Annotated in this window: 11 protein-coding genes; 7 read left to right on the top strand and 4 right to left on the bottom strand. The window is 44.4% G+C overall.

The window, feature by feature from the left end; all coding sequences use genetic code 11:
* Positions 1 to 7 precede the first annotated feature (7 nt).
* The 7 genes from B4G81_RS12885 to B4G81_RS12855 all read left to right on the top strand — a co-directional run bounded on the left by B4G81_RS12885 (position 8) and on the right by B4G81_RS12855 (position 9717).
* Positions 8 to 2770 (top strand): outer membrane beta-barrel protein, encoded by a 2763-nt coding sequence (locus B4G81_RS12885; RefSeq protein WP_294083145.1) that lies wholly within the window; start codon positions 8 to 10, stop codon positions 2768 to 2770.
* Between the two features lie 137 nt (positions 2771 to 2907).
* Positions 2908 to 4323: a hypothetical protein gene (locus B4G81_RS12880; protein WP_294083143.1), complete on the top strand. Its 1416-nt coding sequence runs from the start codon at positions 2908 to 2910 to the stop codon at positions 4321 to 4323.
* A 61-nt stretch (positions 4324 to 4384) separates the two neighbouring features.
* Positions 4385 to 4918, top strand: a complete 534-nt coding sequence (locus B4G81_RS12875; RefSeq protein WP_294083141.1) for a hypothetical protein — start codon at positions 4385 to 4387, stop codon at positions 4916 to 4918.
* Between the two features lie 6 nt (positions 4919 to 4924).
* Positions 4925 to 5566 (top strand): DUF4903 family protein, encoded by a 642-nt coding sequence (locus B4G81_RS12870; RefSeq protein ID WP_414703204.1) that lies wholly within the window; start codon positions 4925 to 4927, stop codon positions 5564 to 5566.
* A 46-nt stretch (positions 5567 to 5612) separates the two neighbouring features.
* Positions 5613 to 7973, top strand: a complete 2361-nt coding sequence (locus tag B4G81_RS12865; RefSeq protein WP_294083139.1) for a TonB-dependent receptor — start codon at positions 5613 to 5615, stop codon at positions 7971 to 7973.
* A 74-nt stretch (positions 7974 to 8047) separates the two neighbouring features.
* Positions 8048 to 8755 carry an HmuY family protein gene (locus B4G81_RS12860; protein ID WP_294083318.1) on the top strand — a complete coding sequence of 236 codons (708 nt, stop codon included), beginning with the start codon at positions 8048 to 8050 and terminating at the stop codon, positions 8753 to 8755.
* A 53-nt stretch (positions 8756 to 8808) separates the two neighbouring features.
* On the top strand, positions 8809 to 9717 hold the full coding sequence (locus B4G81_RS12855) for a hypothetical protein (RefSeq protein WP_294083137.1): 909 nt from the start codon (positions 8809 to 8811) through the stop codon (positions 9715 to 9717).
* A 440-nt stretch (positions 9718 to 10157) separates the two neighbouring features.
* On the opposite strand, the gene B4G81_RS12850 is transcribed toward B4G81_RS12855, so the two are convergent.
* The 4 genes from B4G81_RS12850 to B4G81_RS12835 all read right to left on the bottom strand — a co-directional run bounded on the left by B4G81_RS12850 (position 10158) and on the right by B4G81_RS12835 (position 14188).
* Positions 10158 to 10340, bottom strand: a complete 183-nt coding sequence (locus B4G81_RS12850; RefSeq protein WP_294083136.1) for a hypothetical protein — start codon at positions 10338 to 10340, stop codon at positions 10158 to 10160.
* Between the two features lie 177 nt (positions 10341 to 10517).
* Complete coding sequence (locus tag B4G81_RS12845; protein WP_294083134.1) at positions 10518 to 12944, bottom strand: TonB-dependent receptor; 2427 nt, start codon at positions 12942 to 12944, stop codon at positions 10518 to 10520.
* Between the two features lie 226 nt (positions 12945 to 13170).
* On the bottom strand, positions 13171 to 13506 hold the full coding sequence (locus B4G81_RS12840) for a hypothetical protein (protein ID WP_294083133.1): 336 nt from the start codon (positions 13504 to 13506) through the stop codon (positions 13171 to 13173).
* 223 nt (positions 13507 to 13729) lie between these two features.
* Complete coding sequence (locus B4G81_RS12835) at positions 13730 to 14188, bottom strand: methylglyoxal synthase (RefSeq protein WP_294083131.1); 459 nt, start codon at positions 14186 to 14188, stop codon at positions 13730 to 13732.
* Positions 14189 to 14248: the final 60 nt, after the last annotated feature.

The following is a 14248-nucleotide window of genomic DNA, read 5'->3' as shown; positions in this document are numbered from 1 at the left end:
GGTGAAAATGTATCTGAAAATACGGTTATTACTCCTTATCTTATTAATGATTCCGGTTGTTTTATCTGCTCAACAGGTCAAAACAGCCCATGGAAAGGTGTATGCCATATTTGATAAGGAAAGCCAGCCGCTACCTGATGCCAATATTTCCATACTTGAAGCAAAAGACTCCACATTGGTCATAGGCGGGATTGCCAAAAGCGACGGATATTTCAATGTAAGGTTTGCTGCCGCAAAGAATAAACAATATCTTATGAGGGTTTCTTACACCGGTATGGAACCCGCTTATATTGAGATTGGAGTAAATGAAATTACTGTCGATGCCGGAACCATTTTCCTGAGGGAGGGAGTGGAGTTAGCTGAATTTGTAATTACCGCTCCGCTCCGCGAGATTGTACAAGTGGGTGATACCACGGTAATCAATGCCGAAGCATTTCAAACGCCTGAAGGGTCCTATCTGGAGGAACTCGTGAAACGCATTCCGGGCCTGGAATATGACCAAAGGAACAAGTCCCTGCGCTACAATGGTAAAGATATCTCTTCCATCAATGTGAACGGGGAGGAATTTTTCTCCGGTAACAACCGGATGGCGCTGGAAAACCTGCCGGTGGAACTTATCAGTAAAATAAAAGTGTATGATAAGAGAAACCCGTTGGAAAAGATTACCGGTATCCGTTCGGGTGGTGAAAATTACGTGTTGGATATCCAGACCAAGGGTGAACTCAGCGGCACTATGCTGGGATCGGTCAAGGCCGGCCGGGGGAACAACAGAAAAAAGGAGTCGGAACTGATAGGCAACTATTTCAAGCAAAATGGAGAAAATATCTCCCTGATAGCCAACTCGGGTAATCGGGAGATGACATCGCGGTACAAGGACAATATTCAACACATGGTAGGAGCCAATTTTACCGTTAAACCTGCAAAAAAGATATCTATCAATGGCAATGCCACATATACCAACAACCGTGATGGCAACCAGTCAACCGGAGTTACCGAGCAATACCTTTCCTCCGGAAACCGTTATCAGTTATCTTCCGATGAGAATATCAACAAACAGAATGCGTTTGGTGCTTATGCAGGATTGATTTGGGAAATCGATGATAAAACATATTTCAATGTATTTGGTAATTTTAATTATATGGAAGGGGAAGGCTCAAACAGGATCCGTCAGGCACTGTTTGACGCCGATCCCCAGGCTGACCTGAAGGATCCATTTGCAGAGATCGACCATCTTTCAGATAACGTGAAGATTAATGATAACACGATGCATTCGCTTTCTTCTAATCGGATGAAGACATATTCTATTAGTGCTAACTTAACGCGTAGGATTAACTCGAAAGGGAGCAATATCAGCCTTGTTTTTCAAAATGCCAATAATAGTGGAGATAATGGAAGTGTGATGAATTCATCCATCACCTATTACCGTTTACAAAACGAAACAGGAAAAGACTCTATTTTAAATCGTGTCCAGTCGCACCTCAGCCCGTCAGGAAACAGAAATCAAAGTATAGGCCTGATGTTTACGCATCCCGTTACTGAAAAATTCAATGTACAGTTATCCTATAACCTGGTTCGTAATATACAGGAGAGCGACCGGAACACTTATGATTTATCCGGCTTTATCGATGATGAAGCAGACAATATTCAACGGGGTAAACTTCCACCTGGATATGAGTCGGATTATATCGACAGTTTGAGTAATCGAAGTAATAGTCGAACACTTGCCCATGAACTCGCATTGCGTATGCATTATTCAAATGAAAGATGGGATTTGAATACCGGATTTACTGTCCGTCCGGAGCGAAGGAGCATCGATCAGAAGACCGGATTGTTGCAAGCTGATACCGCAAACAATATAATGGGAATAGAACCGTTGGTAATGGTAAACTGGAAGAAGAAGAAATACCGGATAGGTTTCAACTATCAGGGAAATACCGGTCAGCCTGCATTGAACGATTTGCTATCACTAACCGACAATAGCGATCCGCTCAATATAACAAGGGGGAATCCCGACTTGAAAACTACATATAGTCAATCAGTCCGTTTGGATTTTACTGATAATGGCCGGAATTTTTCAGCCATACTAAATTGGCAGAATACCATCAATAGTATAACACATACCGTAATCTACAATCTACATACAGGAGGACGTGAGAGCTATCCGGTCAATATAAACGGAAATTGGAGTGGAAATGGTATGTTGCGTTATATGAAACGTCTTAGTAAGTTTAGGATTGTTGCCCAGACTGGTAGTTCATATAACCAAAATATAAACCTTGTCAATGAAGGGCGAAGCGAACAACCTGAAAGAAGCATTACCCGAAGTACGGGATTTAATGCCAACTTACGACTTTCATATTTACCAAAATGGGGAAGCTTTGAAACTGTGGGCAACTGGCGTTTTCTGCATTCACTTAACAATTTACGACAGACTGATAACTATACTCGCAACTACACCATAACCATTAATAGCTTAGCCAATTTACCCGGTAATCTTCAGATAACAAGTGATGCCACTTATATTTTTCGTAATGGAACAAATATCGGGAGAGGAGATCATCAGTTAGTCTGGAATACCGGTGTTTCTTGGAGATTCATGAAAAAGAAACAAGGCGAACTGTCAGCTTACTGGTCCGATATACTCAGCAAGAAAAAAGAATATGAACGAAGCGTTACAGCCGAGGGTTTCCATGAACATTACACACCCCATGTTAGTAGCTATTTCATTATATCTTTCAAATATAATTTCAATATCATTCTCCAGAAGTAGATACCTTCGTCTTCCTCCCTATTTGTTAGTATTTTTTTGGTAAAAAAACCTCATTTTTAGGGATTGTGGAGCTACTATTTTAAGGCTATTTTTGTAATGTATTTATATGATTACACTTAAAAACATTAATTCAAAAGATGAACAAGATAACTATTTTTTTTGTAATGGCTTTAGTCGCCTTGGGATTGAACTTCACAGCGTGTGACAAAGATGATCCGATTAAATTTGAAGATGTTGAAGTAAAGAATGCCGAGTTGAAAGCCGTGCTGGTCAAGCAGGGATTCACCTTTAACGCAGCAGGACAATTGGTCCTTGATGAAAAGGCGCAGAATACCATAAAATTAGATCTTTCGGGTACTAAAATTAGTGACTTATCCGGTCTGGATGTTTTCCCTAAACTTATTGAAGTCGATCTTTCCGACAACGGTTATGGCTCGGCGTTCGATTTTTCTTTACTTCCTTCACAGATTACTGCAATTGATTTGACGGGTAATAATATATATGAGTTTGACAAATTGATAACTGTGAAAATTGAAGAGAATGGTGATGAGTCCATTACACCTTTACGAAGTATTACTAAACTCTACCTGCCGGAAACGGCAAAAGATAATATTGATGTACTGATGCGCTTCTATCGCGAAAATAAATCAAAAATAGAAGACGGTACCATTGATATGAAGATGGCAGATGATAAAGGCACACTTCAAAAATATACTACATTAAGAAATATTCCCGATCAAGGTTTGAGAGCTTATCTAAAAGAGACGTTTTCCGATATGTTCACCGGTGATCAGATTGATATCAATAAAAGATTTGGGAATGCCCAAAAAACTTCCATCGTCAATATTGCTTTCATGAGTGTTAGTAGCTTTGAAGGGCTGCAATACATTACCAATCACCCTTATTGGGAAGGAATGGGTATTGGTATCTTATCGTCGGAAAAGGTTAAAACACCTCGTATCAAAATAGGTAAACATACTACTACAATATATTTTTCCAATCTTGACGCTTCTGCAGGTATAGACTTCTCTGAAGCGGATATGCTGAAGTTTATCCATTTGGAAGGTATAGATGGTATTGAAAGTATAGACCTTGGCGCTTCACCGATATGGGGTCAGGGAAATACCGATATTGAAGGTGATAACTCTATTGGTAGTCGTGTGAATGCAATTGATTGCCCGTCATTGAAAGAAATAATATTACCGGCTAAAGACAAGCTTTATGCTTATCAAATGGATCTCGAATGTTTACCGGCGTTGGAAAGTATTGATCTAAGCAAGATTCAGATGTTATACGGATTTTTTATGGGGGATTTGCCTACGAAATGCAAAATAACTTATCCTAATTTGACTGATAACTATCAACCTTGGGATGAACCTCTACCAACGTATTTTGTTTGTTCGGAATCCACCTATAACAGATCGGAGACAACAGCTTTTATTAATAAATACTACGATAAAGCGAATAAAGTATCTAAAAGCCCTGGTATAGTACCTACTTTTCAGGGTTTAAATTGCCCAAAAAACACAGCGATCGAATGGGAAAATAAATAATCTTCTTCGAGGACTGTCTTATTCTTATCTTTGTTTATTCACTTATTAAATTTTTCGCAATATGAAAAAATTAATTTTTAGCCTTGCCGTTATAATGGCAAGTGTTGGCTGGATTAATGCAGCCAACGGGAGTGATGGGCCCTCAGTTGTCGTTTCTCCGATGACTGTTCCTTCTAATTTTGTGGGTTCCTATACGGGACTACTGCATAATATTATAATGAACGGAAATGACGATTATGAGGATCGGGAGATGACTTTCAAGGTTATTTCCGCAGATAAATTGCAAGGTACGCTGCCTCAGATAGGTAGTATGCCGGGAACCATTACGATAGATTTACCGATATCGGTAGCAACGAATGGTAATATGACAACTACCGCCGGGTCAGGACAAGTCGGAACTCTAAAGTTAAATATATTCCCTTATTTAACAATACCTTTATATCTTGATGGAACTAATGCAACTGCATTTACCGGTGCATCAATTGATCCGGTAACAAAAGAAATGAACTTTACGTTGAAAGTAAAAGGTGAATATCTTGGTATATCAATGTATCCGGCACAGGTTAGCTTTACAAGCTCAATTTTTACACCGTAATAGATTATGATGGCAAATAAGCAAATACTTGGTTTAATTATTTGCCTTTTTGTGGTGGCTTCTGGATTTATTTCTTGTGAGAGTGACGAGAAAATAACCCAGGAGCCGCCTTCAGATGAGTATCTGGAAAAGGCAAAAGAGATATTGAATGGAGATATAGTACTGTCAACCAAAGCGACTTTGAATGGAGTGGACAAGACACTGCTTGAAACCGGTTGTCCTACCATGTTCAATTTCTCATGGCGTAATGACGGTAAGATGGTATTGACATTGAAAGATTTTACCGTTGGAAAGATGCCCATGGTAATTACTTTTAGATGTGCGACTACTGTTATGCAACTCAATTCGTGGGAGAAAGACGAATACACTGGTGCCGGTTGGATTAAATTCCAGGGAAAAGATGGAAATGTAACCACCGTGGGAGAGAATGCGGCGGATAATATGGAAGGGAGTGGTGCGCGTGTGGATGGTTATCTGAACGTCAATACACAACAGATAGAGTTTATTGTGGACTACAATGTGATGATTGTCCGCTCCGAGTGCTTCCTGCAAACCATTGACAAAACCCGGATTAACCGTTTTGAAGAGGAATTTGAACAATTTGAAAAAGACTTGCAAAAGAAAAAGGAAGAGTTGGGTATAGGTTGATAATTCGTTTAAGGGTAGAGGAATTATCAATAGAAATATATAGAAAATGATCATAAAAATAGAAACCGGAAGAAAAATATTCTCCCTGTTCCTGTTGCTGTTTGTCTGTTTGAATGTGATGGCAGACCGTACCGTCAGGTTGACCATCCTTGAAAAAGGGACACGACAGCCGGTTATCGCCGCCAATGTGGAGTATGCAGGTAACGAGAAGATGGAAAAGTCCTCCTTTACCGTTACCGATATAAATGGAATTGTCACATTCACAATACCGCAAACGGGAGTATGCCATTACCGTATTTCGTCGATGGGTTTTGTCCCGCTTACGGGAATAATCGACCGGGGGACGAAGGAGCTGACTCTTTACCTTGATCAGGATGTGATGGGATTGAATGAGATAGTGGTGACGGGATCTCGTACGGCACGGCCGATGAAGTTGTCACCCGTGGCCACGCAGGTGCTCAGCGGACAGTCGCTGGTGAATGCCGGTTACGGCAACCTGCAACAGGCATTACAACAGGAAACGCCGGGATTGAACATACAGAAAGTGGGGTTCGGCAACGAAATATCGATGCAGGGGCTGGATGCCCGCCATGTGCTGTTCCTGATGGACGGCGAACGCATGACGGGTGACATGGCGGGCAACCTCGATTATGAGCGCTTCAACCTGCACGCACTGGACCGTATCGAGATCGTGAAAGGGGCGAGCAGCACATTATATGGATCACGCGCTGCCGGCGCCGTGATCAACCTGATTACCAAAAAAGCGACGAAACCTCTGCGTGTAGAAGCGGGAGTGCGCTACGGGCAGATGAATGAGCGCAATTACAAGGATATATCGAAAAAGGATTTTCAGTATATGTTCGAGAAGAATGTCGACCGGCCCAACCTGCAAAGTTGGGTGTCGGCAGGAGCCAGATCCGGAAAATTCACCTCGCAGACCGATGTGTGGTACAGTGTAAGCGATGGTTTTTACCTTTATCAGGAAGAGAACGACCGGAAAGTGTATACCAAGGAGGCAAATCCCTTCCTCGATGAGGATATCATTATAAGAAGTTACATGCCCCGTCCTCCTATGGGGATCGAGGGCAGCGAACATGTCTCCGCGTCGCAGAAGCTCTATTGGGATCCATCGGACAGACTGACGATGCAGGTATATGGAAGCTTGTTCTTCATGAATACATACGATATGATACAGGACCTGGTATTCTCGCAGTCGCGCGATTTCACGGGAGGTGCGAAGGCAACCTACAAGATAAAGGACTGGTTCTCGGTGACAGCCGGATTGCATACCGATTTTTATGACCGTTTCAAACGTCACGAACGTCGCGACGAACGCCAGAAAGTGTATAAATCCCGCATATTGCAACCGAGACTGACCATCACCAGCCACTATTTCGAGGGGCATGACCTTATCTTCGGTGTCGAGCACTTCACTGATGACCTCACCAGCGACCGTTTCGTCAACCGGGAAATGACCACGCGCTCACTGAAAGAAACAGAGTATTTCCTTCAGGACGAGTGGACCATCAATCCCCGATGGATGATATCCACAGGTGTGCGTACCAACTTTTCACGGGTTTTCGGCTTTATGGGTATGCCCAAGATTGCCGCCAAGTATTCACCCGATGAACAATGGAGTTTCCGTGCCAACTATTCCATGGGTTACCGCTCACCCTCCATCAAGGAACTGTTTTTCAACTGGGACCACCTGGGCATGTTCCAGATCAAGGGGAACGAATACCTGCAACCGGAGAAAAATAATTACATTTCCCTCGGTTCGGAATACAGCAACGACCGGTTGTTCCTTTCGGGTACTTTATACGGAAACTACTTCCGTGACAAGATCGAAGGTGTTTGGCGGATTTATGACATGCAATACAATTTCGAATATATGAACCTCAGCCGGCAACGACTGTTGGGGGGTGAAGTGCTGGCACGATGGCGTATGTTCGACTTCATGACACTCAATGCAACTTATTCTTACGTGGATGTGAGCAAGCGGGACGGCGTGCAGATAAGTACGTCCTCCCCCCATGCTGCCACGGCCGGACTTGAATACCGGTTAAGGAAACCACGTTACCGGTTGACGGGTAACTTCAACATGTCGTTTATGGGAGAAAAGACATTCGACGTGCAGGACCGGGTATATGTGGAATCGGAAGGGCGTACCCGTGATGCCTATTTCCGTTGCGAACTTCCGGCTTATGCCTTGTTCAACGCATCGGTATCGCAGACTTTTAACAATATGGTGAAAGTGACATTGGGCGTGGATAATATCTTTAATTATCAACCCAAGACACTCGGTTCGGGTGTGACCATGTTCAATATCCCTGCCACAGCGGGAGCACGTGCCCACCTGCAAGTGGAATTGATGATTGAGGAAATGATTAGGGTTTTTAAGAAGTGAAGAAGACAAATGTGATGAATAGTAAGATAAAGTCAAACAGATTGATACATATTTTTCGGTATTTACATGGTCGGATGGTATTGACAGCCGTCTGCGGAATAATCTCCGTTTCCTTGCTGATCACCGGATGTGTGGATTATGGTGCCGAAGAATTCACGGGAAAAATATTGCCCCGCGTGTCGGGTTATACCACCGGAGTGACCAATGACTGGCTCTACTTCAACCTCCGTACGGGTGAGGTCTTCAACCGGACGATGCCTAACCGGGATATCTCCGAAGGAGACCAGAAAGAACGTACCGACTGGGACCTGGCTTTCTGCGGCTACCGTCTGCGCACCAATAGTGGTACCAGCGGGATAGGGCAGGGTGGTGCCATCGATCTCGGATATGGAACTTATGACAAATGGACGAGCGTATCGCAACTGCCTGCGAATGCCGAATGGATCGTGGATACCGATACCGACGTGTATGTAACCATGTCGCAGAACGACTGGAACAAATACCTTATCGAGCATAATCTCGATTTTAAGGACAACCCCTGGTTCGACCCCAACAACGGGCCTCAAAAGACTTTAACCAGTGCCAATAGATTATTAGCCAACTCTATGGAATTTTCTGGTCCGCCTCCCGTCTATTTGCCGTCGTTCCACACTTATGTGGTACGTTCAGCAGACGGGGGACGTTATTTTAAACTTCAGATAATCAGCTGGTACAATACGAATACTGAAATTGGCGATACGGGTGGCCAGATAAGTTATTATTGCGATGAACTGCAACCGTAGGTATATTGAACAATAAATAAGAGAAATAATCGCTATTAACAGATTTAAAAATAATGAACACTACATCAAAAAAATCAAATTACTGGTTTATAACCTTGGTTTCCTTTTTCACAGTATTGTTCGTGATGCCACTGGGTCATGCATTGATGATTACAATGGAGCATCTGATGGACAGGACTACGATGCATTACTCGGCTTTTGCCATGGGTGCCGTGGGATTGTTCATGGTTATACGCGGTGTATTCACTAAAGGAGATACCCGGCAAACGTTATGGGGGCTTTTTGGAGGGCTTCTCTTCTGGACCGGTTGGGTGGAATTCCTCTTTATGTATTACGCCCACCGCTACGGGGTACAACCTGAAATTGTAAATGGAGAGGTGGTTACCAAACCCGAATACCTGATACTGCCTGCCACCTTTGGGCTATGGGCGATGATTATGACACTATACCTGTTCAGCGCACGTACCGGATGCAATTTCATCAATTGGTGGCAGAAAAGGTTTTTCAGGAATAAGAGGGATATCATCGTGGCAAAACCAATGACACGCCACGTGTCCATCATCACCTTCATGGAGTTGATCATGATCCTGTGGACTTCTTACCTGTTGCTGATGTTCTGTTATGACCCTCTTCTGCTTGGCGATCATCATCCGGTTACATTCCTGGTCGGCTTAGGGTGTTTTATCGGATCAATTTTCATGTTCATCAAACAGTTGAAAATCGGGGCATGGGGTGCCAACATACGTTTTGCAATCGCTACGGTCATTGTTTTCTGGACACCGGTGGAGATATTGGGAAGGGTCAATTTCTTCAGTGAAATATGGACTGACCCGATGGAACATACAACAGAGATGATCATCCTCCTTATAGCTTTTACCTTCCTCGTTGTGTACTTGTGGTATATAGCAGCCAAAAAGAAGAAGGTAAACAGAAATACGATAAATGAAAGAGAGAAAAAATAAGTCATCACTTTCGGGCTGTACCGCTTGGATAAGTATAATTGCCGATGGCAAGATCTTTCTTCGCAGGTCAATTGGGGCAATTTGTCTCTATCATAACCTTTACAGGAACAATCACAGACCCCGGGTTGGCTTAGGTGTGTTGAGCGTTTTTATTTCATTTCTTGAATTGGTCTATTTGCTTTGGAATTTGAAATCAAGACTGCATAGTCCAAAAAATCAGTGGTGTCCGTCTTAACCATATCCACAACCTGCATTAACGAGTTTTCCTGATTTCCCTGAATGTTGATAACTTCTAAAAGATATTTTGATGTGTCTTTGTAACTTACTATTTTGTCGATACCAACAACGGTTAGCCTTTTGGCTTTTGGTAAGCTGTCATTAAGTACGTGCGACTTTCACCGCATACAGCTCCGATAATTCAAAATTTAGTTCTCATAAAGCTAAATCGGCTCATCCGCTCCTTTGCAGGCAGCGATTTCCGATAAAGTTCCCTTTCGGGAGGTACGTGTGCGGCTGCTTTTGTGCTTTCGCTTCAAGAAGTAGGTATCCCAAGTGGGGTCATATGGATTGGCATCACACTTCACTTTTACATGTCGCCTGATGGGTATGTCTGCCAGCTTCATAAGTGTAAACAAAGATAGTAGAATTTTCAGATTCGGTTTTATATCAAATCACATTAATCATAGCTGTATTTTCTACTGATGATTTTATATTATTTATCCGGGTATTCTCCCTGTAATGGGGAGAAGTACCCGGATAAAGCATATATTTTCCCGTCAAAAATCTAATACGTGGTAACCCTACAGATTGCCGAACCTGAAACCAACGTTGATGGTACGTGGCGCCGAGGGGCCGTAAATATAACTGGCATCCCGGTAAAGACCCTTGTCGTAGTCCTTCTGTAACCGGTTGAAGATATTCTTCACGCCGCCAAAGAACTCCAAAGTAGTTTCTTTTCCCAGATGGAAATCATAGGAGAGCAGCAGGTCTGCCACAACAAAACTGCGGGTTCTTTTTAGCATTTCACCTTCAATAATATCTCCATTTTTGATAGCTGCCAGCACCTTTTCCCGTTCAGCACCTTCAAAATCGTCGACATTAAGACCAAAATGCGGCACATCCATCGGTCCTGTGTAGTTGAGCGAGAAGGAGGTGTTGAAGTGGTGTGTCGGCTTCCAGATAAAAGTAGCATATCCGTACTGGCCCGGCGTTCTCATAAAATTCTTCGAGACACTTTCGTCCCCATCTCCCCAGGCCTGTGCCGTCTTGTAGCGGCTGGACTGGAAAGTAAAACCAAGCTGTGTCTCCACGCTGGTGGAGAAGAGCGATTTCAGTTCGAGGTTCACCCCGGCCACATAAGCGCCATCTTCGGCATTCACCCTCTCGTAATAGAATCCGCGCGATTCGTCATTCTCATCAATCAGCGCATACTCATTGGAGAAAGGATCATTCAGCGAGGTGTAAAATCCTTCCACCAGAAAATCGTGATAGGTGCTTCCCCAGACGAATACCGAGTTGAAAGAGGCGGTAAACGCGTTGGAAGTCTCCTGTTTCAGGTCGGGGGAGTTACGTGTCTCCACACGGGTGGCATTTACCAGGTCGATATGGAGGTCCTCATTGAAGATCTGCGGGGCACGGTAACCCCTGGCGTATCCCGCACGGAAACGCAAATCGGGGGTAATCTTATATAACACACTGGCGCGCGGCACCAGCACTCCGCCTTTGGGGTCATCGCTTACGCTTTCCGTATCTTTGATACGATAGTAGTCATAACGTAATCCTAACGAGAGGTTCACCTTGTTCGATTTCCAATCATGTTGCACAAATGTCCCCAACGTATTTACAGTCTGGTCGGCGAGGGTAGTGTTCGCCTCTCCACCTGCACCCAACTTCACGTCCTTTAGCCTGTCATTGGTGTTGTCAATCCCGAAGACAGTGGAGGATGGGGCAAACAAAAACCAGTCGCTGTTCAGGTTGTAATGGGCACCCACCGAAGAGGTCAGCCCCTTGGTATCTCCATAAGCGTTGGGATCCTGTTCGGCGCCATAATAGGAAGCCCGTGCCACATGCTGGGCCGACACATAAAGGTTCAGCTTGTCATATTTATTGTTGGTAAAGAGGTCATAGGAGAGGTTTCCTCCCGAGATAAGGTGTTCGAGTTGTTCCGCCACATCGGCCTCGTGCGGCAAATGATCGAGCATGTTACCGCCCCTGCGGTATTCGCTGATCCGGTACCCGTCGAGCGAGATCTTGCTCTTGCTGCCTGGCTTATGGAACGCGTTGAAGCCGAAGGTGGTGTTCTCCATCTCCACCATCTCGCTAAAGCCGTCGCCATTGGCATCATACGCCCCGCGGTTCCGCAACATGGTGTAGATATACCCTCCCGTTTTGCGGTTGTCGCTGATTACGGACGCGTTCACGTTCAGCTGTGCGTCAGTCCTCGTATTGGAGCCTTTACGTCCACCCACGTTAATCGTTCCAATCCTGCTTTCCACATTGAAAGAATTTCTGGACGGCTCCCGGGTGATGATGTTGACCGTTCCGGCAATGGCATTTCCCCCGAAGAGGGCCGAGCCGCCGCCGCGCACTACTTCCATCCGTTCCACCATATTGGTGGGGATCAGTTCGAGTCCATATACACCCGCCAATCCGCTGAATACCGGTCGGCTGTTCAATAATATTTGCGTATAAGGCCCTTCTAACCCGTTCATCCGGAGCTGGGTGAACCCGCAGTTCTGGCAGTTGGTTTCCGTCCGGAGTCCCGGAGTAAAGGAAAGCCCCTCGGCGATGTTCACCGACTGGGTCTGCACCATCAACTGCGGGGAGATGGATGAGACCACTACCGGCGCTTCGGCACGGTTGGTCTGGTTCCGGTCGGCGGTTACCACCACCGTTTCCAACTGGAGCGGATCCTCCTCAATAATAAATTTGATCTCCTCGGTAGTATTGGCTTTCGTAGTCACTTTTCGGGTAACGCTCTTGTAACCTACGCCGCTGACACGCACCGTCAATTCTCCTGTCGGCAGGTCGATTAACTGGAAGTGTCCGGTAGCATCAGTTGAAGTGCCGATGGTTGTTCCATCAATCGATACTGTCACGTAAGGGACATGTTCCCCTTTGCTCTGCACGTCGCCCACAATATTGGCGTCCGTGCCTCTTTTTGCTTGCGCCCTTCCCGCAATAACAGCGGTAAAAATGATTATAGCAATTATTATAATTTTTCTCATAAGTTTATTCAATGTTTGAGTCTCCTCCGAAAATCCCATTTTGTCAATTTTACCCATTTTATAGGGAATGGTGGAGGAGGATTAAAAAAACGGGTAATATTTTCCGTGTATCTAAAGCAATCCTGTTCTCGATATGCCATAGCGAAAAACAAATTCATCGGCGATACGGTACAGTCAGTAACCGTTTCTCCGGAAAGAAGAAAAATGATTTAATTTTTGAAAGTTATCAATTTATCCCGTCGGGAATAGGCGGGGAACGCCCTCTTGGTTTTGCGTAGTATTTGAGATGTAGTGACGGGTAAATATAAGGGAAAACTCTTTTATAGCCAATTCTGAAGACAGAGGCGGACAACGTAACCAAAACAAAGAAGAGAAACTGGAGTTGCGCTAAAACAAACAATTCCGCGGCAGTGTGATGGTGTGCTGTGATAGGAATCGGTGCCTTGTCCTGGCTCTTTTTATACGGGTGGGCGTGCAGGATGACCTGTCCATCGGGCAAACGGTGCGCATGCAGGAAAACGGCATTGTTCAGGATAGACAAGCCGAGCGCTACGATTAACAATCGCGCGACCTGTTTTGATAGGCTATTCCTGAATACCGTTTTCACTTTATTCGATGATATTTGAAATTCTGAAAATGTAAAAATATAAAATCAGACTGACCGGACAAAATAAAAAAACAGTACAGTTCAAAATTTTGGTACGTTTACTTCCTAAATGGCATATACAAAAAACCCCAGTGACAATTATTTGCCAGTGGGGGTTTTTGTATATCCTCATGTAGTGTCAGAGGTTCAAAGTATCCCTGTCGAACTTCTCATACCGGGGTGGTGAGGGTGCATAGTCATCATCATCCCAGAGACTGCTGGTGATCATTAGATCAGCGCTGTACCGGTTGCAGGCAATAGGAATGTTATGTACCCGGCATTGGCGAAGCAACATCATGATATCCGCTTCGTGGGGTTGCGGATTGAGGTCGTCTATCAGAAAAACAGCCAGGTCTATCTCCTTTCGTACTACCATGGCTGCGATTTCTGCATCGCCACCCATCGGTCCCGAATTCATGATGGTGAAGTCAGGATACACGCCCTTTTCATATAAAGCCTCACGTACTAATGTGCCGGTGGTGCCGGTACATACGAGGTGATGTTGCGACAAAAAGTCGGCATTATACATCACCCATTCCACCATATCGGCTTTACGGTGGTCATGTGCCACCAAAGCTATTGTCAGTTTTCGTTTCATTTTTTAGACTTTTAGAACCAAGCATCAAGACTATTGGAGATGTCAGATGTTGGATTTGGT

Source organism: Proteiniphilum sp. UBA5384 (assembly GCF_002410825.1).
GTDB lineage: Bacteria > Bacteroidota > Bacteroidia > Bacteroidales > Dysgonomonadaceae > Proteiniphilum.
This window is presented reverse-complemented; position numbering and strand designations above follow the sequence as displayed.

What these genes read in the sequence shown, in the direction of transcription:
- B4G81_RS12885 (WP_294083145.1), top strand. Translation starts at nt 8, where the DNA reads ATGTATCTGAAAATACGGTTATTACTCCTTATCTTATTAATGATTCCG.
- B4G81_RS12880 (WP_294083143.1), top strand. Translation starts at nt 2,908, where the DNA reads ATGAACAAGATAACTATTTTTTTTGTAATGGCTTTAGTCGCCTTGGGA.
- B4G81_RS12875 (WP_294083141.1), top strand. Translation starts at nt 4,385, where the DNA reads ATGAAAAAATTAATTTTTAGCCTTGCCGTTATAATGGCAAGTGTTGGC.
- B4G81_RS12870 (WP_414703204.1), top strand. Translation starts at nt 4,925, where the DNA reads ATGATGGCAAATAAGCAAATACTTGGTTTAATTATTTGCCTTTTTGTG.
- B4G81_RS12865 (WP_294083139.1), top strand. Translation starts at nt 5,613, where the DNA reads ATGATCATAAAAATAGAAACCGGAAGAAAAATATTCTCCCTGTTCCTG.
- B4G81_RS12860 (WP_294083318.1), top strand. Translation starts at nt 8,048, where the DNA reads ATGGTATTGACAGCCGTCTGCGGAATAATCTCCGTTTCCTTGCTGATC.
- B4G81_RS12855 (WP_294083137.1), top strand. Translation starts at nt 8,809, where the DNA reads ATGAACACTACATCAAAAAAATCAAATTACTGGTTTATAACCTTGGTT.
- B4G81_RS12850 (WP_294083136.1), bottom strand. Translation starts at nt 10,340, where the DNA reads ATGAAGCTGGCAGACATACCCATCAGGCGACATGTAAAAGTGAAGTGT.
- B4G81_RS12845 (WP_294083134.1), bottom strand. Translation starts at nt 12,944, where the DNA reads ATGAGAAAAATTATAATAATTGCTATAATCATTTTTACCGCTGTTATT.
- B4G81_RS12835 (WP_294083131.1), bottom strand. Translation starts at nt 14,188, where the DNA reads ATGAAACGAAAACTGACAATAGCTTTGGTGGCACATGACCACCGTAAA.